Annotated in this window: 22 protein-coding genes; 11 read left to right on the top strand and 11 right to left on the bottom strand. The window is 56.9% G+C overall.

What is annotated here, in order from left to right:
• The first annotated feature begins 136 nt into the window (after nt 1–136).
• Nucleotides 137–904: a transporter substrate-binding domain-containing protein gene (locus tag M2407_RS13200; RefSeq protein WP_048759931.1), complete on the top strand. Its 768-nt coding sequence runs from the start codon at nt 137–139 to the stop codon at nt 902–904.
• Nucleotides 905–946: 42 nt separating this feature from the next.
• Here M2407_RS13200 and alr read toward each other — a convergent pair whose 3' ends face one another.
• Nucleotides 947–2,026 carry an alanine racemase gene (gene alr / locus M2407_RS13195; protein ID WP_020837158.1) on the bottom strand — a complete coding sequence of 360 codons (1,080 nt, stop codon included), beginning with the start codon at nt 2,024–2,026 and terminating at the stop codon, nt 947–949.
• 17 nt (nt 2,027–2,043) lie between these two features.
• Nucleotides 2,044–3,468 (bottom strand): replicative DNA helicase, encoded by a 1,425-nt coding sequence (dnaB, locus tag M2407_RS13190; protein ID WP_020837159.1) that lies wholly within the window; start codon nt 3,466–3,468, stop codon nt 2,044–2,046.
• Nucleotides 3,469–3,648: 180 nt separating this feature from the next.
• On the opposite strand from dnaB, the gene M2407_RS13185 reads away from it, so the two are divergent.
• Complete coding sequence (locus M2407_RS13185) at nt 3,649–4,638, top strand: quinone oxidoreductase (protein ID WP_046372527.1); 990 nt, start codon at nt 3,649–3,651, stop codon at nt 4,636–4,638.
• 117 nt (nt 4,639–4,755) lie between these two features.
• A complete protein-coding gene (locus tag M2407_RS13180) occupies nt 4,756–5,187 on the top strand; it encodes a lysozyme inhibitor LprI family protein (protein ID WP_259218389.1) in 432 nt (143 codons plus the stop codon).
• Between the two features lie 309 nt (nt 5,188–5,496).
• Here the strand turns inward: M2407_RS13180 and pspG are convergent, their stop codons facing one another.
• Both pspG and dusA read right to left on the bottom strand, forming a co-directional pair.
• A complete protein-coding gene (gene pspG, locus M2407_RS13175; RefSeq protein WP_258090750.1) occupies nt 5,497–5,715 on the bottom strand; it encodes an envelope stress response protein PspG in 219 nt (72 codons plus the stop codon).
• Nucleotides 5,716–5,874: 159 nt separating this feature from the next.
• Nucleotides 5,875–6,885 carry a tRNA dihydrouridine(20/20a) synthase DusA gene (dusA, locus tag M2407_RS13170; RefSeq protein ID WP_046372526.1) on the bottom strand — a complete coding sequence of 337 codons (1,011 nt, stop codon included), beginning with the start codon at nt 6,883–6,885 and terminating at the stop codon, nt 5,875–5,877.
• A gap of 204 nt (nt 6,886–7,089) precedes the next feature.
• Here dusA and M2407_RS13165 point away from each other — a divergent pair, with 204 nt between their 5' ends.
• The 4 genes from M2407_RS13165 to zur all read left to right on the top strand — a co-directional run bounded on the left by M2407_RS13165 (nt 7,090) and on the right by zur (nt 9,607).
• Nucleotides 7,090–7,623, top strand: a complete 534-nt coding sequence (locus M2407_RS13165; RefSeq protein ID WP_020837164.1) for a tetratricopeptide repeat protein — start codon at nt 7,090–7,092, stop codon at nt 7,621–7,623.
• A gap of 42 nt (nt 7,624–7,665) precedes the next feature.
• A complete protein-coding gene (locus M2407_RS13160) occupies nt 7,666–8,154 on the top strand; it encodes an RNA polymerase sigma factor (protein WP_259218596.1) in 489 nt (162 codons plus the stop codon).
• Entirely contained in the window at nt 8,151–8,909 is a 759-nt protein-coding gene (locus M2407_RS13155) for an anti-sigma factor (protein ID WP_129941615.1), read from the top strand. The genes M2407_RS13160 and M2407_RS13155 overlap by 4 nt, the downstream gene beginning before the upstream one ends.
• 185 nt (nt 8,910–9,094) lie before the next feature.
• Nucleotides 9,095–9,607: a zinc uptake transcriptional repressor Zur gene (zur, locus tag M2407_RS13150; protein WP_041415728.1), complete on the top strand. Its 513-nt coding sequence runs from the start codon at nt 9,095–9,097 to the stop codon at nt 9,605–9,607.
• Nucleotides 9,608–9,712: 105 nt separating this feature from the next.
• On the opposite strand, the gene M2407_RS13145 is transcribed toward zur, so the two are convergent.
• The 4 genes from M2407_RS13145 to M2407_RS13130 form a co-directional block, all read right to left on the bottom strand.
• Nucleotides 9,713–9,922: a CsbD family protein gene (locus M2407_RS13145; RefSeq protein WP_017894203.1), complete on the bottom strand. Its 210-nt coding sequence runs from the start codon at nt 9,920–9,922 to the stop codon at nt 9,713–9,715.
• Nucleotides 9,923–10,208: 286 nt separating this feature from the next.
• Nucleotides 10,209–11,573, bottom strand: coding sequence for an MATE family efflux transporter DinF (gene dinF / locus M2407_RS13140; RefSeq protein ID WP_128864501.1), 1,365 nt, complete (start codon nt 11,571–11,573; stop codon nt 10,209–10,211).
• Nucleotides 11,574–11,674: 101 nt separating this feature from the next.
• On the bottom strand, nt 11,675–12,283 hold the full coding sequence (gene lexA, locus M2407_RS13135; protein ID WP_037416119.1) for a transcriptional repressor LexA: 609 nt from the start codon (nt 12,281–12,283) through the stop codon (nt 11,675–11,677).
• A gap of 121 nt (nt 12,284–12,404) precedes the next feature.
• Nucleotides 12,405–12,773 (bottom strand): diacylglycerol kinase, encoded by a 369-nt coding sequence (locus M2407_RS13130; protein ID WP_128864499.1) that lies wholly within the window; start codon nt 12,771–12,773, stop codon nt 12,405–12,407.
• Nucleotides 12,774–12,921: 148 nt separating this feature from the next.
• Between M2407_RS13130 and plsB the strand changes: the two genes are divergently transcribed.
• Nucleotides 12,922–15,387 carry a glycerol-3-phosphate 1-O-acyltransferase PlsB gene (gene plsB / locus M2407_RS13125; protein ID WP_115060665.1) on the top strand — a complete coding sequence of 822 codons (2,466 nt, stop codon included), beginning with the start codon at nt 12,922–12,924 and terminating at the stop codon, nt 15,385–15,387.
• A 60-nt stretch (nt 15,388–15,447) separates the two neighbouring features.
• On the opposite strand, the gene ubiA is transcribed toward plsB, so the two are convergent.
• Nucleotides 15,448–16,341, bottom strand: a complete 894-nt coding sequence (ubiA, locus tag M2407_RS13120) for a 4-hydroxybenzoate octaprenyltransferase (protein WP_128864498.1) — start codon at nt 16,339–16,341, stop codon at nt 15,448–15,450.
• Complete coding sequence (gene ubiC, locus M2407_RS13115) at nt 16,338–16,862, bottom strand: chorismate lyase (RefSeq protein ID WP_122080338.1); 525 nt, start codon at nt 16,860–16,862, stop codon at nt 16,338–16,340. The genes ubiA and ubiC overlap by 4 nt, the downstream gene beginning before the upstream one ends.
• A gap of 391 nt (nt 16,863–17,253) precedes the next feature.
• Here ubiC and M2407_RS13110 point away from each other — a divergent pair, with 391 nt between their 5' ends.
• The 3 genes from M2407_RS13110 to M2407_RS13100 are packed head-to-tail and all read left to right on the top strand — an operon-like array spanning nt 17,254 to nt 20,666.
• Nucleotides 17,254–18,636: an MFS transporter gene (locus M2407_RS13110; RefSeq protein ID WP_044553806.1), complete on the top strand. Its 1,383-nt coding sequence runs from the start codon at nt 17,254–17,256 to the stop codon at nt 18,634–18,636.
• A 22-nt stretch (nt 18,637–18,658) separates the two neighbouring features.
• Nucleotides 18,659–19,660 carry a LacI family DNA-binding transcriptional regulator gene (locus tag M2407_RS13105; protein WP_122080339.1) on the top strand — a complete coding sequence of 334 codons (1,002 nt, stop codon included), beginning with the start codon at nt 18,659–18,661 and terminating at the stop codon, nt 19,658–19,660.
• 22 nt (nt 19,661–19,682) lie between these two features.
• The gene (locus M2407_RS13100) at nt 19,683–20,666 is read left to right on the top strand and encodes a nucleoside hydrolase (RefSeq protein WP_048759951.1); all 984 of its coding nucleotides are present in this window, start codon (nt 19,683–19,685) and stop codon (nt 20,664–20,666) included.
• A gap of 55 nt (nt 20,667–20,721) precedes the next feature.
• Here the strand turns inward: M2407_RS13100 and malM are convergent, their stop codons facing one another.
• Nucleotides 20,722–21,624 (bottom strand): maltose operon protein MalM, encoded by a 903-nt coding sequence (malM, locus tag M2407_RS13095; protein ID WP_116691095.1) that lies wholly within the window; start codon nt 21,622–21,624, stop codon nt 20,722–20,724.
• Nucleotides 21,625–21,693 lie beyond the last annotated feature (69 nt).

Below are 21,693 nucleotides of genomic sequence, written 5' to 3'. Positions count from 1 at the left end.
GAGGTTGTGAAGCGCACAGCAGCAATGCCGGACGTTTCCGCCTGCAAATGGCATAAAAAACGGGTAACTCGCGCAAGTCAGCAACAATGAGCGGTTAAATAGCGCATAAAACCACGAATGTATAATAAGGACGCCGATGAAAAGATTTCTCCCTCTCGCACTGCTGGTTGCCGCCGGAAGCGCCAGCGCACAATCGCATTTGGATAAGGTGATACAACAAGGCACGCTGGAAGTGTGCACCACCGGCGATTACAAACCCTATACCTTCCAAAAAGAAGACGGCAGCTACGAAGGCATTGATATCGCCATGGCGGAATCGCTGGCAAAAAGCCTCGGCGCCAAGGTGAAATGGGTGAAAACCAGTTGGAAAACCCTGACACCGGACTTTGTCGCCGGCAAATGTGATATCGCCATGGGCGGCATCTCGGTCACGCTGCAACGTCAAAAGCAGGTGTTCTTCGCCGACCCGTTGGATACCGACGGCAAGATCCCGTTAGTGCGCTGCACCGACGTGAAGAAATACCGCACCATTGACCAGATCAATAAACCGTCCGTGCGCCTGCTTGAGCCGGCAGGCGGCACCAACGAGGCCTTTGTCCACGCCTATCTGCCCAAGGCCAAACTGACGTTGACCCATGATAATTTGGGGATTTTCCAGCAGTTGGTCGACAAGAAAGCCGATGTGATGATCACCGACGCTTCCGAGGCGCAGTATCAGCAAAAACGCTATCCGAAGCTGTGCGCGGTCAACCCGAAAAAGCCGATGCAGTATGGCGAAAAGGCTTACATGCTGCCGCGTGACGATTTGAGCTGGAAGCTGTATGTGGATCAGTGGCTGCACCTGGCCAAGGCGACCGGTGAGTATCAAAGCATTATCGATCAGTGGTTGGCAGTGAAGAAGTAACTCAATATAACGGGGCCGCTGCCTGGCGGCCCCTCAATGGACTTATTCGCCGATATATTCCATCGCCACGCGCTGCGTCAGCTTGGTAATCAGTTCATAAGCACTGATGCCAGTGCATTCGGCGATGCGTTCGACCGGTAACTCCCGCCCCCAAAGCACCACCTCATCCCCGACCTTGTCGGTCGCGTTCGGCCCCAGATCGACCGACATCATGTCCATCGACACCCGGCCCACGATCGGCACTTCACGGCCGTTGAGCCACACCGGCGTACCGGAAGGCGCGCTGCGCGGGTAACCGTCGCCGTAACCCATCGCCACCACGCCCAAGCGAGTATCACCTTCACTGACCCAGGTGCCACCGTAGCCTACGGACTCGCCGGCCTTGTGCTCACGCACCGCGATCAGGTTGGACTTGAGCGTCATCGCCGGCTGCAGATCAAACTGGCTGCCGTTGGCGTCCTCCATCGGCGAGACGCCATACAGGATAATGCCTGGGCGAACCCAGTCGTTATGCGCATCCGGCCACAGCAGGGTACCGCCGGAGGCGGCAATAGAACGCTGGCCCGGTTTGCCACGGGCAAACTGTTCAAAGCACTGCATTTGTTTGAGCGTGGCATCGGAACTCGGCTCATCGGCACGGCTGAAGTGGCTCATGATATTGACCGGCTGCACCACATTGCGGCAGGCGCTCAGACGCTGATAAAACGCCTCGGCATGCTCAGGGCGGACCCCCAGACGATGCATGCCGGTATCCAGCTTCATCCACACCGGCACCGGACGCGCCAGCGTGGCCTGCTCCAGCGCTTCAAGCTGTTCGATACTGTGCACGGCGGTTTCGATGTTATTGGCCACCAGCACCGGCAGATCCTCGGCCGAGAAGAAGCCCTCGAGCATCAGGATAGGTTTGACGATGCCGCCGGAGCGCAGCTTCAACGCCTCGCCAATGCGGGCCACGCCGTAACAATCGGCATCTTGCAGGGTGTGGGCTGTTTCCAGCAGGCCATGTCCATAAGCGTTTGCTTTCACAACGGCAATCAGGCGACTTTGCGGCGCCTGACGGCGCACCTGTTGCAGATTATGTCGCAGAGCGCGGCGGTCGATTACAGCGGTTGCCGCTTTCATTTCAGTTCCTTAGCTGATTATTCGTCATCATACTGTGGCCCCGCATAGTTATCGAAGCGCGACCACTGGCCGTTAAAGGTAAGGCGTACGGTACCGATTGGGCCGTTACGCTGCTTACCCAGAATAATTTCGGCAATCCCTTTCAGATCGCTGTTCTCGTGATAAACCTCATCACGGTAGATGAACATAATCAGGTCGGCATCCTGCTCGATGGAGCCGGACTCACGCAGGTCGGAGTTGACCGGGCGCTTGTCGGCACGCTGCTCCAGGCTTCGGTTCAGCTGCGACAGCGCCACCACCGGTACCTGCAGCTCTTTCGCCAGGGCTTTTAACGAGCGGGAGATCTCGGCGATTTCCAACGTTCGGTTGTCGGAGAGCGACGGCACGCGCATCAACTGCAGGTAGTCGATCATGATCAGGCTGATGCCGTCATGTTCACGGAAAATACGCCGCGCACGGGAGCGCACTTCGGTTGGCGTCAGGCCAGAGGAGTCGTCAATGTACATATTGCGCTTCTCCAGCAGGATACCCATGGTGCTGGAAATTCGCGCCCAGTCCTCATCGTCCAACTGGCCGGTACGAATACGGGTCTGATCCACACGCGACAGCGAGGCCAGCATACGCATCATGATCTGATTGCAGGGCATTTCCAGGCTGAAAATCAGCACGGGCTTGTCCTGCGTCATCGCGGCGTGTTCGCACAGGTTCATGGCGAAGGTGGTTTTACCCATTGCAGGACGGGCAGCGACGATGATCAGATCCGATTTTTGCAAACCGGCGGTTTTCTTATTGAGATCCTGATAGCCGGTATCCACCCCGGTGACGCCATCGTGCGGCTGCTGATACAGCTGCTCAATACGCGCAACGGTATCTTCCAGGATACGCTCGATCCCTTTTGGACCCTCATCTTTGCTGGCACGGTTTTCCGCGATTTGGAATACCCGCGATTCGGCTAAATCGAGCAGATCTTCGCTGCTGCGCCCTTGCGGATCGTAGCCGGCGTCAGCGATCTCATTGGCCACCGAGATCATCTCACGCACTACCGCACGTTCACGCACGATATCCGCATAAGCGCCGATGTTGGCAGCGCTTGGGGTGTTTTTCGATAATTCGGCCAGATAGGCGAAGCCGCCGACAGAGTCCAGTTCGCCCCGCTGTTCCAGTGATTCGGACAGGGTGATCAAATCGATAGGCCGACTCATCTCCAGCAGGCGCTGCATCTCGGTAAAGATCAGGCGGTGCGGGCGGCTGAAGAAATCATTGGAGACCACGCGTTCCGCCACGTTATCCCAGCGTTCGTTATCCAGCATCAAACCGCCCAACACTGACTGCTCAGCCTCCAGCGAATGTGGCGGCATCTTCAGCCCTTCCATCTGGCGATCGCGGGGACGTTCTCTGGCTTCGTCTGCGTTTGTTTTGTTGGTTGGTTTTTTTCCTGCCATGAAGCGTATTCTTAATCCGGTTGCGAATGAAGGATCCTGACGCGAGAGTATACGTGATTTTTATCTGTGATTCCTGCGGCATAACCGATGCAAAAAAGGTATCAATCCGCGCGCGGACAAACTGGATCGCCAATACTAAAACGCGTAGGGTGAAATCAGACACCCACACGAGGTACTGATATGGCCAAGCGCATTCAATTCTCCGCCACCGGCGGCCCTGAAGTGTTGCAATACGTTGATTTTACCCCACCAGACCCGGCAGCCGGTGAGGTGCAGATCGAGAACAAGGCGATCGGCATCAACTATATCGACACCTACATACGCAGCGGGTTATACCCGCCCGCCAGCCTGCCAAGCGGGTTGGGCACCGAGGCGGCCGGCGTGGTCACCAAGATCGGCGCAGGAGTCAGCGCGCTGAAGCCGGGTGACCGCGTGGTTTACGCCCAGTCAACGCTCGGTGCTTACAGCGAAGTGCACAACGTCGCGCAGGAAAAAGTGGCCATCCTGCCGCACAATTTGAGTTTCGAGCAAGGGGCAGCCTCATTCCTGAAGGGGCTGACGGTGCATTACCTGCTGCGTCAAACCCATGAGGTGCAGCCGGGTGAAGTATTCCTGTTCCATGCTGCCGCAGGCGGTGTCGGGTTGATTGCCTGCCAATGGGCCAAAGCGCTCGGGGCGAAGTTAATCGGCAGCGTCGGTTCCGACGAAAAAGCCGAGCTGGCGAAGCGTGCCGGCGCCTGGGCCACCATCAATTACCATAAGGAAGACATCGCCCAGCGCGTCGCCGAACTGACCCAGGGCGAAAAAGTCGGCGTGGTGTACGACTCTGTGGGCCAAAGCACCTGGCAAGCCTCGCTCAATAGCCTCAAGCGACGTGGGCTGATGGTGAGCTTTGGCAACGCCTCCGGCCCGGTTACCGGTGTCGATCTGGCATTGCTTAACCAGAAAGGCTCTCTGTATGTCACCCGCCCTTCCCTCAATGGCTACATCACCAGCCGCGCGGAGCTGCAATTTGCCAGCAATGAGCTGTTTTCATTGATCGGCAGCGGGGCCATCAAGGTCGACGTGAAGGAAGAGCAGAAGTTTGCGCTGGCTGACGCACAACGTGCGCATCAGGTGCTGGAAAGCCGTAATACCAGCGGCTCAAGCCTGCTGATCCCTGGTCGTTGAGTTGGAAAAAAGATCGGTAAAATTAGGTATAACGTGCGGTGGTACATCGTCTAAAGGCGAAGAGTGGAATATGATCTTCCGGCAATTCACGTTGTTCAATAGGGAAATAGCTCTGAAATGAAAATAAAAATGCTGGTTACAGCGCTGGTTTTCGCCGCAGCTCCAGCGTTGGCCACCGCAGCGCAGGCAGCGACGCCTAACGCAGAAAAAGACGCATTGATGAAATACCCTTACTCTGCCGCCTATACGCAATGTATGAGCAAACCAGATCTCAATACACCAAGTATGGCTGCCTGCATTGACACAGAGTTCAATCTTTGGGATGCACGCCTGAACAAGTCCTATAAAGAAGCGCTCAAGTTTAAGGCGGCCCCAAAAGCCTGGCGTGAGGCACAGCGTAACTGGCTGAAGTTCAAAGACAGCCAATGCCAGGCGCTGGTGGCAGCACCGCATGGCTCCGGCGATGCACTGGATGCGGCTTCATGCCAACTGAACATGACCATTGAACGCACGTTGCAGCTTGAAAGCGACGACTGGCCAAGATCTTAATATTCCTGGATTATCAGTAACAAAAAGGGCTCCGTAAGGAGCCCTTTTTGTTACTGCGTTTGTAGGGGTAGAGCAGAGTCCGCCAGAGACAGTGGGTTGCTTGAGCAACGCTCGTATTATTATTGTCTCTTGCGGTGATGAAATCGGTCGCATCGCTGCATCGGCAAACATCCTAACAGCCCCGAGGCGCAAAAAAAATGGCTAATGCGCCGCACCGGCCGTTTAAACGTCAAGCTGTGATCGCTGCCGCATTAAGAACGCCTCTGTTGCTCGATTTTCAGCGTGACCGACTGATTATTCGACAAAAAATTAATAGCGGCGTATTGAAGGCTTCTGCATTGAACGGTAGATCCAAACGCCAACCACCGCCAAAATCAGCCACGGCAACAGCTTAATCACCATCGCAAACAGCCCGCCAATCAGCATGAATGCCGCGGCCACCAGCAACGCCGCGAATACGCCCAGCAACGAAATGCCCGTCACCATCAGCATGACGATAAAGCCGACCAGAAAGAAGAGTTCCAACATGATTTTGCTCCTTCGCAAAACAAAGTATCTGCGAAGGTATTACAAGAAGCGTGCCAAAATGGTGAGAGGACTAAGTTATTGAAATTGAAAAAAAGGCATGCCACATCACGCAACATGCCTGGTCAAAAACACTAACTGTTAGTCAGAATTTTATCTCTATTACGCCATCTCGGTGCGCGGTAGGCGAACCAAATCCAGCGCCTGCTCAACCACGCGTGCATCGGCCCCTGGCTTATGGGCATTCTCACTCAGGTGACGGCGCCACTGGCGGGCACCGGGCACGCCCTGGAACAATCCAAGGATATGGCGGGTGATATGGCCCAAATAGGTGCCCTTAGACAGCTCGCGTTCAATGTACGGATACAGCGATTCGATAATCGCTATGCTGTCCATAACTTCGCTTTGGCAGCCAAACAGTTCACTGTCGACCCGCGCCAGAATGCCTGGGTTCTGGTAGGCTTCGCGCCCCATCATCACGCCATCCAGATGCTGCAGATGCTGTTTCGCCTCTTCCAGCGTTTTCACCCCCCCGTTAATCGCCAGAGTGAGCGTCGGAAAATCCCTTTTTAACTGGTACACGCGCGGATAATCCAGCGGCGGCACTTCGCGGTTCTCTTTCGGACTCAGGCCCGACAGCCATGCCTTGCGGGCATGAATGGTAAACATGTCACATTCACCGCGCCCGGCGACGGTGGCGATGAAATCGCACAGAAACTCGTAGCTGTCCTGATCGTCAATACCAATGCGGGTTTTCACCGTCACCGGGATCGACACCACGTCGCGCATCGCCTTGATGCAGTCGGCAACCAGCGTTGCCTGTCCCATCAGGCAGGCACCGAACATGCCGTTCTGTACCCTATCCGACGGGCAACCGACGTTGAGGTTGATCTCGTCATAGCCGCGCTGCTCAGCCAGTTTGGCGCAGTGCGCCAGCGCAGCCGGATCGCTGCCGCCCAGTTGCAGCGCCACAGGATGTTCTTCTTCGCTGTAGGCCAGATAGTCGCCCTTACCGTGGATAATCGCGCCGGTAGTCACCATCTCGGTGTACAGCAAGGTTTCCTTGGTCAACAAGCGGTGGAAGTAACGGCAATGACGATCGGTCCAGTCGAGCATAGGCGCGATGGAAAAACGATTGGCGGCGTATTTTGGGGCGTTATTGTCTGTCGTCATGCTGGGCTACTGGCTACCTGATTCTGTCTGGGGTTCAACGAACGGCATGCTGCCGCAAACGGCTATTATAACGACAATCGGCGGCGTTGGGAAAACCGCTGTGTCGCCGATAAAAAAGCACCGGCAAAAGCGAATAAAAAGAGGCTGTCAGGTGTTCTCTCTGTAAGGCCGCAGTTCTGCGTCCTTCATGATGAGGAAATAACCATGAACAGTTTCGTTAAACGCCTGCTGCTGCCAGTCATTGCCGGTTCACTGCTGTTTTCCTGTACCGCTCTGGCGATGGGCGGCGATGGCAGCGGTCAAACCACGCCAACCTGCCCCAAAGGCCAGATATACGATACGAAAACCAAAACCTGCATGGTGGATAAAAGCAGCATGGTCAGCGACAACGATCGCACGAACTATGCCTATGCGCTGGCCAAAAGCGGCCGCTATCAGGAAGCGCTGGATGTGCTGAATACCCTCAAAGATCCCAACACTGCCGTGGCGCTGAATTACCGCGGCTATGCCACCCGCAAGCTCGGCCGCACCGACGAAGGGATCGGCTACTATTTAAAATCAGTGGCGCTCGATCCGAAATACCCCAAAGTCCGCGAATACCTGGGTGAGGCTTATATGATCAAAGGGCGTCAGGACCTGGCGAAGGAGCAGCTTAAGGTTATTCAATCGCTGTGCGGTACCGGTTGTGAAGAGTACCGAGATCTGGCGGCGGCTATCGATCATCACCCTGAATCGTAAAACCCGGAGGCAAACATCAGCAGCGACGCGATCCGCAACGAAATCGGCCAATATCTCTCCCGCCTGTGGCGCTATGGCTTGGTGCTGACCCACCGGCGGGACGTAGCCGACGACTTGGTTCAGGCCACCTGCGTGCGGGCGTTGGAACGCGCCGCACAGTTTGCCGTGGGAACGCGTATGGACCGCTGGTTATTTTCCATTCTTCACTCCATCTGGTTGAACGAGGTCCGCTCTCAGCACATTCGCCAGGGACAGGGCTTTGTCGACGTTGACGAACTGGCCGGTGCGGAAAACGGCGAGCAGCCGATTTGGGCCAATGAGGTGATGCAACGGGTTAATCAACTGCCGGAGTCGCAGCGCAATACGTTGTTTCTGGTGTACGTGGAGGAACTTTCTTACCGGGAAGCCGCTGAGGTGCTGGGTGTGCCCATTGGCACCATCATGAGCCGTCTGGCGGCGGCACGGCTGCGGTTGGCGAACGACAGCCTGCTGCAAACCCGTACCCCGCAGGTAAAAGGAGAACAATCATGAGTTCAGCCTACGCAACGGATGAACTGCTGGTCGCCTATCTGGATAATCAGTTGGACCCACAGCAACGCCACCGGCTGGAACAGCGTCTGGCCGGCGAACCGGCGTTGGCAGAACGCTTGTCGTTGCTGGAGCGCAGCAGCTTGCCCTTTAAGCAAGCCTTTGCGCCTTTGCTTGATGAAGCGCCGGTGCAAAGATTGCAGTCAAAATTGCCACTTATCGTCCCCTCGCCACCGCACGCTATCAGCCGCCGTGGCCTGATTGCCGCCGCCGTCGCTTTTCTGGCACTGGGCATCGCAGGCGATCGCGCCTATCTGCAGCTCAGCCAACCGGATGACAACTGGCGGAGCCTGGTCGCTCAATATATGGCGTTGTACACCCCGGAAACGCTGATGGGTTTTGAGGGCTCCGCAGCGCAGATTGCCAGTCAACTACAGCACACCGGTGATCGGCTGAGCATCGCGCTTCCTCTGTCGCAGCTGACGTTGCAAGGGGCCGAACTAAAAAACGCCCGTGTGCTGGCGTACGACGATCGCCGTATTGCTCAATTGACCTGGTTGGATGCGCGGTACGGTGTATTGGCACTGTGTATTATCCAGCAACCGGGCAAGTCGCAGCCCGCAGAGAGCGAACAACGCCTGGGAATGAATGTGGTCTATTGGTCCGATAGCAGACACAGTTTCATGCTGATTGGCCATAATCCAGCAGTGGAAATGGTCAGATTGGCCAGTCAATTACAGCGTTCGCTGACTGCCTAAGAGCCTACGCGAAGCCATAACCTGCGAGAACGGCACGGAACATCGTGAATACCATCACATTTCTGGCTAACAACGGGCGCTAAACCGGACGTTTAATGCGCCATACTGGCAGAAAAGTGGCCGACTCTCGGCGATTTGGCTGAAGCATGGTAAAATCGGCTTTTTTACGTACCGGGAAATTTGCCATGAACTCAAGCACCCAGGAAAAGCTGCTGGCGCAGGCTGAACAACTCTGTCAGCAACGCAATGTGCGACTAACACCGCAGCGGCTGGAAGTGTTACGCCTGATGGCACAACAGCCCGGTGCCATCAGCGCTTACGACCTGCTGGATTTGCTGCGCGTAGCCGAACCCCAGGCCAAACCCCCCACGGTTTACCGTGCATTGGATTTCCTGTTGGAACAAGGCTTTATTCATCGCGTGGAATCGGCGAACAGCTATGTGTTGTGCCATCATTTCGAACAGCCGATGCATACTTCCGCACTGTTCATTTGCGATCGCTGCGGCCAGGTGACTGAGCGCACAACCGAAGGGATCGAAGAGACGCTGCAAAAGCTGGCTAAAGAGTCAGGATTTGCCCTGCGTCACAGCGTGGTAGAAGCCCATGGCCTGTGTGAGGGTTGCGTTGAGGTAGAAGCCTGCGATAGCAAACATGATTGCGGCGAACACGATCACAGCATCGCTATCAAGAAGAAATAAGAGGGTATCAGGTACCTCCCTGTACCTTCGGCCATAGCGTCAAGGGGATTGAAACGCCTGGCCATCAGCATAGTTTACGGCCGCAATCCGCTGCGGCCTATCGCACTACCAGCGATACTTGTTGTGGTCTTCCCAGGATTTCACTTCTTTCTCGGCCGCCTCTTTCTGGTAGCCGTAGCGTTCCTGAATTTTACCGACAAGCTGTTCGCGTTTCCCTTCAATGACCGTCAAATCATCATCGGTCAGCTTGCCCCATTTTTCCTTCACTTTCCCTTTAAACTGCTTCCAGTTACCGTCGGCTTGATCTTTGTTCATAACCTCTCCGTTACCTGTGATTAGTCAGTTTTAAAAACTTGTCGCTGGGCTTAACTGAGTAATAATCATGGTCAATTGACCTAAAATGAAGGGAATATCATTCCAATTCATTCCGCCAGCCACATGATTAACTATAGCAACAGATATCGATAAATAACAAAAAACCAGAATAAAAATTCAACAAAACAACAAAATTCAGTAAAACACCCGAAATAACAGTCAGTAAGCGGGACTAAATCGACGCGATAATATGTAACTCAATATGAATACAAAACATTAGTTAATTTTATGATAACGTCTCATTGTGAGCCGTTGGATCCGCGGCAAACCAGGTACCGCGCAGCCTGTGGCGGTGCCAAATCCAGCCGAGCGCGATGCCGCGCAGAGAAAGAAAGACCGCCAGCGCCAGCCATAAACCATGATTGCCCAAGGCGGGTACGGTCAGCAGCGTCAAACCATAGCCGGCCGCTGCCACTGCCATGCTGTTGCGCATTTCTGCTCCTCGGGTGGCGCCAATAAACATGCCGTCCAGCAAATAGCACCATACGCCCACCAATGGCAGCACCACCTGCCACGGCAGATAGTGGCCGGCCAGCGCACGCAGTTCCGGTAACGAGGTCAAGGCGGCGATAATATGCTGACCGGCAACGGCATAAACCAGGCCAAAGGCCAACGCGACCAGACAGGCTTGTCGGCAAGCCGCACGCCACACCTTGCGCAGTTGGCTATCGTCACGCGCGCCATAGGCATGGCCAGAATGCGCTTCAACCGCGTAGGCAAAACCGTCGAGCGCATAGGCGGTAAAGGTCAGTAAGTTCATCAGCACCGCATTCACCGCCACCACTTCGCCGCCAAGCCGGGCACCGAAGATGGTCAAAGAAGCGAAACACAGCTGCAGCAGCAGGGAACGCAGCATAATGTCGCGATTCAGCGCCAGTAAACGCCGCAGGTTGCCACGCCAGGCAGTGCGCAGCATCGGCATGGAAATGCCACGTAGGCGCATGACCCGCCAGGACAGCCATAAGCCCAGCAGCAGCGTGGCATACTCAGAAATAGCGGTTGCCGTCGCCGCACCTTGCACGTTCCAGCCCAGCCCCATCACCAGCCAGATATCCAGTACAATATTCAATAAGTTGCCGACAATCAGCAGGATCACCGGCGCACGTACGTATTGCACGCCAAGCAGCCAGCCCAGGATAACCATGTTCGCCAATGCCGCCGGCGCGCTCAGCCAGCGGATCTCGAGGAATAATCGGGCCTGCTCCAGCACCGCCTCGTCGCCACCGACGATTTTCAGCGCCAGTTCGATCAGCGGATGGCGCAGCAAGACAATGGCCACACCGGCCAACGCCGCCAGCAGCAGCGGTTGCATAAAGGCGCGCGCCAATCCCTGTGGGTTTTGTGCGCCCAGAGCCTGCGCAGTCAGACCGGTGGTGCTCATACGCAGGAACAACAACAGCATGAACAGGAAGCTGGTCGCCATCGCTCCCACCGCCACACCGCCCAGATAAACAGGGCTGTCGAGGTGACCGATCACTGCGGTATCCACCAGCCCAAGCAACGGCACGGTGATATTGGAGAAGATCATGGGCAGCGCCAGGCGCCACAAGGCTTTATCGGTATCGCTGGTGAAGGCGGAGAGCAGGCGCATAGTGAAATGTTCCCGTGGCAAAGCGGTTTTAATCGATCAGAAATGACATCGCCCCAGAGCTGGGGCGATTTAAATCAAAGGGCAGCGTGCAGGCTTATGGGTTAAACCCAGTCGCCGTTGCGGATCACGCCGACCGCCAAGCCTTCAATGGTGAAGTTCTGCTGACGCAGATCAACCACAATCGGCTGGAACTCACTGTTTTCCGGTAGCAGCTCAACCACGTTACCGTGCTTTTTCAGCCGCTTGACCGTAACTTCATCTTCGATGCGCGCCACAACCACCTGGCCATTACGCACGTCCTGAGTTTTATGCACCGCCAGCAGATCACCGTCCAGAATACCGATATCACGCATCGACATACCGTTAACCCGCAGCAGGAAATCCGCGCTCGGTTTGAACAGGGAAGGATCCACCTTGTAGTGACCTTCGATATGCTGCTGTGCCAGCAGCGGCTCACCGGCAGCCACACGGCCAATCAGCGGTAAACCCTCTTCATCTTCCATCAGCAACCGAATGCCGCGCGAAGCGCCGGAGACAATTTCGATGACGCCTTTACGCGCCAGCGCTTTCAGATGTTCTTCTGCGGCATTTGGCGAACGGAACCCCAGACGCATGGCGATCTCGGCACGCGTCGGCGGCATGCCAGTGGACGAAATATGATCGCGAATCAGATCATAGACCTCTTGCTGTCTGGTAGTTAGTGCTTTCATTCCGCCCCCTGTTTGTTTATACAGTCTTGCTGTGAGTATATACAGGTAAGTGCGGCTTGGGAACCGAAGAATGAATAAAAATCAGGGATTAGCGACCCGGATCGCAACGAGCTTGCTCTGCTCAGACAAAGTGCTGCCACAGCACCGCGCCCCAAACAAACAGCGCCAAAATAACCGCCAGCAAAACTGCCGCCGACCCCATATCCTTGGCCCGGCCGGACAGCTCGTGATACTCGGTCCCCACCCGGTCAACAATCGCCTCAATCGCGCTGTTGAGCATCTCGACAATCATCACCAGCACCACCGACCCAATCAGTAAAATGCGCGCTATCGCACCCACGTCCAGCCAAATCGCCAGTATGATAGCCAGGACGGTCACCACCAACTCCTGGCGGAACGCCGCTTCGTGCTGCCAGGCAGCGGAAAAACCTTTATAAGAGTAGCCGGCGGCTTTAATAATACGGGTCAGGCCGGTTGCTTGGTTCGTCATGTTTTTAGTGCCTTTCGCAGAGGTAAGTCATAATTAAACAGTTTAGGCCAGGAAGCGCTCACGGCTCCCGGTTTTCCAACACCACAGATCTGCTACCCGGTTTCTGGTATGCTTGCGGCGCATTGCTAACAAGAGGCTTCACGTTGTTATGTCAGGTTGGCGTAAAATTTATTATAAACTATTGAATTTACCACTCAAATTGTTGGTAAGAAGTAAGGTTATCCCTTCAGATCCGGTCACGGAGTTAGGGTTGGATCCCTCACGGCCGATTTTGTATGTTTTACCTTATAATTCCAAGGCGGATTTACTGACGCTGCGCACCCAGTGCCTGGCGCAGGATTTGCCCGATCCTCTCGAACCGCTGGAAATAGACGGCACCGTGCTGCCCAGCCACGTGTTTATTCACGACGGCCCGCGCGTATTCCGCTACTACACGCCGAAAGAAGAGTCGGTAAAACTGTTCCACGACTATCTGGATCTGCACCGCAGTAACCCGGATCTCGATATTCAGATGCTGCCGGTTTCGGTGATGTTTGGCCGCTCTCCGGGGCGCGAAGGCCACGGCACACCGCATCTGCGCTTGCTAAATGGCGTGCAGAAATTCTTCGCCGTGCTGTGGCTCGGCCGCGATAGCTTTGTGCGCTTCTCCAATACCGTTTCGCTGCGCCGCATGGCGACCGAGCACGGTACGGACAAGATCATCGCGCAAAAGCTGGCTCGCGTAGCCCGGATGCACTTCTCACGTCAGCGTCTGGCCGCCGTAGGCCCAAGCCTGCCGGCCCGTCAGGACCTGTTCAACAAGCTGTTGGCGTCCAAAGCGATCGAAAAAGCGGTCGAAGACGAAGCGCGCAGTAAAAAAATCTCCCACGAAAAAGCCCAGCAAAATGCCATTGCATTGATGGAAGAGATTGCCGCCGACTTTTCTTACGAGACGGTGCGCCTTTCCGACCGTGTGCTGAGCTGGACCTGGAACCGCTTGTATCAGGGCATCAACGTCACCAACGCCGAACGCGTGCGTCAGCTGGCGCAGGACGGCCACGAGATCGTGTATGTGCCCTGTCACCGCAGCCACATGGACTATCTGCTGTTGTCCTATGTGTTGTACCACCAGGGCCTGGTGCCGCCGCACATTGCTGCCGGTATTAACCTCAACTTCTGGCCGGCCGGGCCGATCTTCCGCCGCCTGGGCGCGTTCTTTATCCGCCGGACCTTCAAAGGCAACAAGCTGTACTCGACGGTGTTCCGTGAATACCTCGGCGAGCTGTTTACCCGCGGTTACTCGGTCGAGTACTTTGTCGAAGGCGGGCGTTCCCGTACCGGGCGTTTGCTGGAGCCGAAGACCGGCACCCTGTCGATGACCATTCAGGCGATGCTGCGCGGCGGGGCCCGCCCTATCACGCTGGTGCCGATCTACATCGGTTACGAGCACGTGATGGAAGTGGGTACCTACGCCAAAGAGCTGCGTGGCGCCACCAAGGAAAAAGAGAGCCTGCTGCAGATGCTGCGCGGCTTGCGCAAACTGCGTAATCTCGGCCAAGGCTACGTGAACTTCGGCGATCCCCTGCCGTTGACCACCTACCTGAACCAGAATGTGCCGCAGTGGCGCGAATCGATTGACCCGATCGAATCCCAGCGCCCAAGCTGGCTGACGCCGACGGTCAACGATCTGGCGGCCAAGATTATGGTGCGCATCAACAATGCCGCAGCGGCCAACGCCATGAACCTGTGTTCCACGGCGTTACTGGCTTCTCGCCAGCGCTCGTTAACCCGCGAGCAGTTGCTTGAACAGTTGGAATGCTATCTGCAACTGATGCGCAACGTGCCTTATGCCGATGACGTTACCGTGCCGACTCAAACTCCGGATGAGTTGCTGGATCACGCGCTGAACATGAACAAGTTCGAGGTGGAGAAGGATAACATCGGCGATATCATCATCCTGCCGCGCGAGCAGGCGGTGCTGATGACCTATTACCGCAACAATATCCATCACCTGCTGGTTCTGCCGTCACTGATTGCCACCATCGTGATGCACCATCGCCGGGTATCTCGCGCTGAACTGCTGCGCCAGATTGGTTTGATTTACCCGATGCTGAAAGCCGAGCTGTTCCTGCACAACGACAAGGAACAACTGCCGGAGGTGCTGCAACCGCTGATAGAGGAAATGATCCGTCAGCAATTGATCTGCGATAAAGGCGACGATCTGGTACTGAATCCAGCACGTATCCGTCCGCTGCAGCTGCTGGCCGCCGGTGTCCGTGAAACCTTGCAGCGCTACGCCATCACCATGTCTATCCTCAGCGCCAACCCGAGCATTAACCGCGGTGCGCTGGAGAAAGAGAGCCGTATCATGGCGCAGCGTTTGTCCGTGCTGCACGGCATCAACGCACCGGAGTTCTTCGACAAGGCGGTATTCTCCACTCTGGTGGCTACGTTGCGTGAAGAAGGCTACATCAATGATATTGGCGATGCGGTGCGTGAGCACACCCTAGAGGTGTACAACATGCTGAGCGACCTGATTACCCCGGAAATCAAACTGACCATTGAAAGCGTCAGCATGCCGGCGGAAACCAACGCTCTGCCGGAAGCGATTGAACCGGAAGAGAAAGACCAGTAATACGTTGATAAAAAAAACAAAAAGGCACCCTAGGGTGCCTTTTTTACTGTCCGAACGCGGTCAACTTTGCCAGTAACTCAACGCAATACCGATAAACAGTACCAGCCCGACGTAGTTGTTATCCAGGAACGCTTTGAAGCAGGCATCCCGTTCACGACCGGCAATTTGTTTTTGCTGATGGATAAACAGGGCTCCCGCCAGCAACAGCGACCAATAAAACGCGCCGCTCAACTGCGCCAGATAGCCCACCCACAGCATCAGCAGCAAGGTGGCGAACTGCAGCAGGCCGACGATCAGTTTGTCGTAACGGCCGAACAAAATGGCGGTGGATTTCACACCAATCTTCAGATCATCGTCGCGATCGACCATGGCATACAGCGTATCGTAAGCTACCGTCCAGCAGATGTTGGCCAGCAGCAGCAGCCAGCAGCTCAGCGGCAGCGATTCGCTGACGGCGGCGTAGGCCATCGGAATGCCCCAACCAAACGCGGCGCCCAATACGAACTGCGGCAAATGAGTGACCCGCTTCATAAACGGATAGGCCCATGCCAGCGCCAACGCCGCCAGAGACAGCCAGATGGTCATCGCATTCAGCGTCAGCACCAGCGCGAACGAAATCAGCACCAGCACCACAAACAGGATCTTGGCCTCTTTTTCGCTCACCCGGCCGCTGGGCATTGGGCGTCCGGCGGTACGCTTCACATGGCCATCGACGGCGCGATCGGCATAATCATTCACCACACAGCCGGCGGCACGCATCAGGAAAACCCCGACCACAAACACCAGCAGGATAGACAACGACGGCATGCCCTTCCCCGCCAGCCACAGCGCCCACAGCGTCGGCCACAGCAACAGCAAGGTGCCAATAGGTTTATCGATGCGCATCAGATGGCTATAAGCCTGCCATTTACTTTGAATCACGCTTCCCTCCAAGGTATTTCCTCTCCTCATCATTCGGGGTCAGTACTGCCCGCGGCGTACAGCGGCGAAGCCGGTAGAAACAGTTCGGTCAGCAACAGCGGTTTACCCGCCAGCCGCAGGCGGGAACGGCGTGCCCACAGCGCATCTTGCCGACCGATATGGATGTAATCGCGAGTTAACTCGTCGCTGCTAAAAAGATAGCGCCCCAACGGCAATGTGCCCAAATCCACCAACGCCAAATCCGGGCCGGTCAGAGTTTCCTGCGGGATCACCGTACGCCCCAGCAGCCAGGGCTGGTTGTCGCCCAACAGCACGATTTCACGCAGCCAGTATCGTGGGCTCTCAGGAAGATGGTCGGCTTCTTCGCCCAGTTGATCGCGGGTGATAAAACACTCGCGCTGCGGCTCAACGTGCACGCGCCCGCAGTGACGTTCAAAGCGGCGGGTCATGGATCCTAACTCCATCAGCCAATCACTGACGGCGGCCGGTGGCGGAGATTGTTGTGCGGATAACCACTCCAACGGCGGCAGGATGGAATCCTTATTGCCAGACATTGCTCTACTCCATGCCTGACGCCGCGCCCTGCGGCCGCGCCAGACCAGACAAACTGTTAACAGTCGACCATTGTAACGCAGAAATTCAAAAGCGGCAGGCTGATTCGTGGCGTGACGCGCAGCATAATAACGCCCAAAAAAGCGGCGCAATGTCATCTTTCTGCCATCTGTTTTCTTTACCTTCGTCCACCGGAGCGATGGGGATTCTGTGATCGCCTGCAAACTTTCGCCTCTGCCACATTGTTTTATCTACGCGCGTAGATACTCTTGTGCCGCAGCGTTGAATCGCCATCAGTCCAACACTTTGTCAGCAAACCTTCTTGCCGACACCAGGGAAACCATCTTTAACGGCGCCATTTATGGCGCATGACGAAAAGAGGATATCAATGCCATGAGCGAAACAACGCTTGCACACCAACAGGCCGCCGGCGATACGCTGGCGGCCGACGAACGCCTGGCCACCAAAGAAGGACGCGGCCAATTCTGGCGTGCCACTTTTTCCTGCTGGCTCGGCACCGCGATGGAATATGTCGATTTCGCACTGTATGGCCTGGCGGCCGGTATGGTGTTCGGCGACGTGTTCTTTCCCGAAGCCACACCGATAGTGGCGCTGTTGGCCAGCTTTGCCACTTACTCCGTCGGCTTTGTCGCCCGTCCAATCGGTGCGTTGGTCTTTGGCTGGATTGGCGATCGCAAAGGCCGCCGCGTGGTACTGCTCACCACGGTCGCGTTGATGGGCGTTTCTACCACGCTGATCGGGCTGATCCCCTCCTACGCACAAATTGGCGTTTGGGCGCCTGTCTGCCTGGTGATCCTGCGTTTTGCGCAAGGCTTCGGTGCCGGAGCGGAGCTCTCCGGCGGCGCGGTGATGCTGGCAGAATACGCACCGGCAAAACGACGCGGTCTGGTCGCGTCGATCATCGCCATCGGTTCCAACAGCGGCACCCTGCTGGCGTCGCTGGTGTGGTTGTTAGTGTTGCAGTTGGACAAAGCGGATCTTATCGCCTGGGGCTGGCGTATTCCGTTCCTTGCCAGCATCCTGATCGCCGCAGGAGCACTGTACCTGCGCCGCCACGTACGCGAAACGCCGGTTTTTGAACGCGAGCTGCAGCAAAACCACCAGCGGATGCTGGAAAATACCCCCACCGAGCCGGATAACCGCAGTTACTTGCAGCGCACCAAAGCTTTTTGGATCATGCTTGGCCTGCGCATTGGCGAGAATGGCCCCTCCTATCTGTGCCAGGGCTTTATCGTCGGTTACGTCGCCAAAGTGCTGATGGTGGACAAATCGGTGCCCGCGCTGGCGGTGATGATCGCCTCACTGTGCGGTTTCCTGGTGATCCCCCTGGCCGGTTGGCTTTCCGATCGCTTCGGCCGTCGCATCACTTACCGCTGGTTCTGTCTGTTGCTGGTGTTGTATGCCTTCCCGGCGTTCTGGCTGCTCGACAGCCGCGAACCGGCAACCGTCATTTCAGTGATTGTGGTCGGCATGTGCATTGCGTCACTCGGCATTTTTGGGGTGCAGGCGGCCTATGGCGTGGAACTGTTCGGCGTCAAAAATCGCTATTCAAAAATGGCGTTCGCCAAGGAGCTGGGGTCGATCCTTTCCGGCGGTACCGCTCCGCTGATCGCCACCGCGTTGCTGTCCGGCTTCGGTCACTGGTGGCCTGTCGCCTGCTATTTTGTTGTAATGGCGGCCATTGGCTTAATCACCACCTTCTTTGCACCGGAAACACGCGGCCGCGATCTAAACCTGCCGCAGGACGCGGCGTAATCAGGGCGCACAGGAACCCAACTTGGATAATCAATCCGCGCGACGCATCACCCGTGCCGACGTCGCCCGCGTAGCGGGCACCTCGGTTGCGGTCGTCAGCTACGTGATCAACAACGGACCGCGCCCGGTGGCGGAAGCCACCCGTCTGCGGGTGCTGGAGGCTATTGAAAAAACCGGTTACCGACCAAACGATATCGCTCGGGCACTGGCCTCAGGCAACACCCTGACCTACGGGTTGGTGGTACCCGATATCTCCAACCCGTTTTTTGCCACCCTGGCCCAGGCGTTGCAGCGAGAGGCTTTCAGCCACGGTCGGGTACTGCTGTTGGGTGACGCCGGTGACGACCGCCAGCGCGAGCACGACCTGATTAATCATCTGCTGCGCCGTCAGGTTGACGGGCTGCTGTACACCAGCGTCGATCGCCATCCCTGGTTCGATCTGATCCGCGCATCCGGCACGCCATGCGTAATGATTGACACCATAGACAGCCATGCCGGCGTCTGCGCCATTCGCGTCGACGAGCGTGATGCAGCCTGTCAGGCAACCCGCCACCTGTTGCAGCACGGCTATCAGGACATCGGCATTTTTGTGGGCCCCTTGACCATGCTCAACGCGCAGGACCGCCTTAACGGCTGGCGTGATGCACTGAAGGAAGCGGGCATTGCGCCACGCGAAGAGTGGATATTCGAAGCGCCCTATACCCGTCAGGGGGGCTATCAGGCCAGCCAGAAAATGCTGCAAGCCCCGCGGCCGCGGGCCATATTCACCTCTAACGAACAACAGGCGCTCGGTTGCCTGTCGGCACTGGCAGAACACCGGCTTCGCGTACCGGACGATCTGGCGATCATTTGTTTTAACGGCACCCAGCAGTCCGAGTTCAGCGTGCCACCGCTCAGTGCGGTCGAACAACCTATTGACGCCATGGCCAAGCGAGCCATCGCCATGCTGGCTGCCGGTGCTGCACAGCCAGAGCTGCACGAATTCGCTTTCCAACTGCATATCCGCCGATCGTGCGGCTGTTAGTTTATTGATTCAGGTAACCGCTATGCGTTTGATTATTGATTGCGATCCCGGCAACGGCATTCCCGGCGCCAACGTCGATGACGGGCTGGCGCTGGCATTGGCACTGGCGGCCCGCCCGCGACTCTCACTGGAGTTGATCAGCATTGTTGCGGGCAATACGCCACGTGACGTTGGCTTTGCCGTGGCACAACATTTGCTGCAACAAACCGGCTATCAGGTGCCGATTGCCGTCGGCGCGGCGCGCGCGCTGAGCGAACCGCCAGAACCCTGGCGCGCCCACCTCGACCGAGCGATTGCCGATCCGGATCTGGCGGCACTGTGGCGCAATACGCCTTACCCACAGGCCGCAACCACGCCAACGCCGAACGCCGCCGTGGCGATCGGCGAGCTGATTTGCAATAACCCCGGCGAGATCACCCTGGCGGCAATCGGCCCCCTGACCAACGTCGCCCATGCTCTGCAGCTGTACCCGCAGATGGCACAGGCGGTGAAGGAAATTGTTATCATGGGCGGAGTCTTCAACCTGGAAGGCTACATCAAGGACACCAATTTTGGTCTGGATCCGGAAGCCGCACGGCTGGTGCTGACCAGCGGTGCCAATATTACGCTCGCCCCACTGGACGTTACTACGCAAACCATGTTGACTCAGGAAAGCCTGGCGCAGATGACCCAACCGGACACGCCGCTGTGTCGCTATCTGCGAACCACCACTCAACCCTGGATCGACTATTCCCGCCATACCCGCCATCTGCCGGGTTGCTGGATCCACGATGCGCTGGTGATTGCCTGGTTGCTTGAGCCACAGTTGGTGACCACGGAGGAATATTATGTGGATGTCGCACTGGAAGGCGCTATGACGCGCGGCAGTTCTCGACGCTGGCGTCCCGGAGGCCTGCGTCTGACGGTCGGCATGCCGGAGCCCGAAGGCAAGCCGTTGCGGGTGATGCAGCAGGTGGATAATGCCCGCCTGCTGGCGTTGATCGGCACCACCCTGGCCCGCGGATGAAAAAAGGTGCGCCGGGGCGCACCAATCATCGAGCCAGCATCGACAGCGTCGGGTACTACCCCTTGCCTTTCACGCTACCAATAAAGGTTTCACGTGCTGTGGTGGAACCCAGTTTTTCAGCCTCATTCATCAGTTTCAGCGCTTTATCGATATCGCCCGCCTTCACCGCCTGTTTGATGCCGTTGTTAAAGTAAGCTTCGGTGTCATTCAACATGGGTTCCGCCGGTTGAGTCGGCGCCGGAGCCGGTGCTGCTGCGACGGCGGCCGTTGATCCCACCACCACTGGTGTCGCCGCCGGTGCCGGCTGCAGCATGCCGATCATGATATTGCCGCTGCCCTGCTCTGCCGTGACCTTCAGTTTGATAGTGCCGCTGGTGCTATGCCGGGCGATCGGATCCGGAATATCCGGCACCGCGTTGCCCACGCCCTGCGCATAAGCCTTGGCCGGGTTGGTCAGTTGCGTGGTTTTCGCCAGATCCTGACGGGTGGTGTACACCAGCAGATAAATTTGTTTCTGACCCAGCGCCGGGGTCAGTTTCAGCGTGCCCTCCAGCCGATCGGATGACATCGCACCCGGTGGTTGATACGGGAAGTAGCTGCTCGGGTAATAGGCCGCAGGGCGCAGGTGCTCATCCAGCACCAACACGCTCGGCGCGTAAAGTGAGTTGTTCTTGCTGATGCTGCTCAGCGTGACTTCCAGCGAACCGCGATCGGCTGGCAGCGTATAAGCGGCGATAGCCCCCTGAATGTCACCCTGGTTGATTTGCGGGCTGACATTATCCAGTTTGATGTCCTGGCTGACCGGCGGCATCAGCGGTTGCCACGGCAGGCTTTGTAGCGTGCTGGCGCTAATGGCCGGCGCGATGGAAACATTGGCCGGCGTATCGGCATTGGCCACCAGCGGGGCGCCAAGGGTCAGAGCCAGTGACAGGCAAAGTGACAGCAGATTCTTTTTCATTGTTATACCCCATGATATCCGGCGCGGCTCAGGCAAGAGAGACGACGCCGGCGAATACAGGCTGGGGAG

Origin of the sequence: Serratia sp. BIGb0234 (assembly GCF_024809915.1) — a bacterium.
Classification (GTDB): Bacteria; Pseudomonadota; Gammaproteobacteria; order Enterobacterales; family Enterobacteriaceae; genus Serratia; species Serratia liquefaciens.
The sequence above is the reverse complement of the archived record's forward strand: the minus strand, read 5'-3'. Positions and strand labels throughout refer to the sequence as shown.

Bases quoted from the DNA above. Each gene is read 5' to 3' on its own strand.
- ubiA (WP_128864498.1), bottom strand. From the start codon at position 16,341: ATGATGAGGAGAGGAAATACCTTGGAGGGAAGCGTGATTCAAAGTAAA.
- M2407_RS13165 (WP_020837164.1), top strand. From the start codon at position 7,090: ATGAACAGTTTCGTTAAACGCCTGCTGCTGCCAGTCATTGCCGGTTCA.
- M2407_RS13110 (WP_044553806.1), top strand. From the start codon at position 17,254: ATGAGCGAAACAACGCTTGCACACCAACAGGCCGCCGGCGATACGCTG.
- M2407_RS13185 (WP_046372527.1), top strand. From the start codon at position 3,649: ATGGCCAAGCGCATTCAATTCTCCGCCACCGGCGGCCCTGAAGTGTTG.
- M2407_RS13155 (WP_129941615.1), top strand. From the start codon at position 8,151: ATGAGTTCAGCCTACGCAACGGATGAACTGCTGGTCGCCTATCTGGAT.
- M2407_RS13100 (WP_048759951.1), top strand. From the start codon at position 19,683: ATGCGTTTGATTATTGATTGCGATCCCGGCAACGGCATTCCCGGCGCC.
- pspG (WP_258090750.1), bottom strand. From the start codon at position 5,715: ATGTTGGAACTCTTCTTTCTGGTCGGCTTTATCGTCATGCTGATGGTG.
- dnaB (WP_020837159.1), bottom strand. From the start codon at position 3,468: ATGGCAGGAAAAAAACCAACCAACAAAACAAACGCAGACGAAGCCAGA.
- lexA (WP_037416119.1), bottom strand. From the start codon at position 12,283: ATGAAAGCACTAACTACCAGACAGCAAGAGGTCTATGATCTGATTCGC.
- M2407_RS13130 (WP_128864499.1), bottom strand. From the start codon at position 12,773: ATGACGAACCAAGCAACCGGCCTGACCCGTATTATTAAAGCCGCCGGC.
- zur (WP_041415728.1), top strand. From the start codon at position 9,095: ATGAACTCAAGCACCCAGGAAAAGCTGCTGGCGCAGGCTGAACAACTC.
- plsB (WP_115060665.1), top strand. From the start codon at position 12,922: ATGTCAGGTTGGCGTAAAATTTATTATAAACTATTGAATTTACCACTC.
- alr (WP_020837158.1), bottom strand. From the start codon at position 2,026: ATGAAAGCGGCAACCGCTGTAATCGACCGCCGCGCTCTGCGACATAAT.
- ubiC (WP_122080338.1), bottom strand. From the start codon at position 16,862: ATGTCTGGCAATAAGGATTCCATCCTGCCGCCGTTGGAGTGGTTATCC.
- M2407_RS13200 (WP_048759931.1), top strand. From the start codon at position 137: ATGAAAAGATTTCTCCCTCTCGCACTGCTGGTTGCCGCCGGAAGCGCC.
- dinF (WP_128864501.1), bottom strand. From the start codon at position 11,573: ATGCGCCTGCTCTCCGCCTTCACCAGCGATACCGATAAAGCCTTGTGG.
- M2407_RS13145 (WP_017894203.1), bottom strand. From the start codon at position 9,922: ATGAACAAAGATCAAGCCGACGGTAACTGGAAGCAGTTTAAAGGGAAA.
- M2407_RS13180 (WP_259218389.1), top strand. From the start codon at position 4,756: ATGAAAATAAAAATGCTGGTTACAGCGCTGGTTTTCGCCGCAGCTCCA.
- dusA (WP_046372526.1), bottom strand. From the start codon at position 6,885: ATGACGACAGACAATAACGCCCCAAAATACGCCGCCAATCGTTTTTCC.
- malM (WP_116691095.1), bottom strand. From the start codon at position 21,624: ATGAAAAAGAATCTGCTGTCACTTTGCCTGTCACTGGCTCTGACCCTT.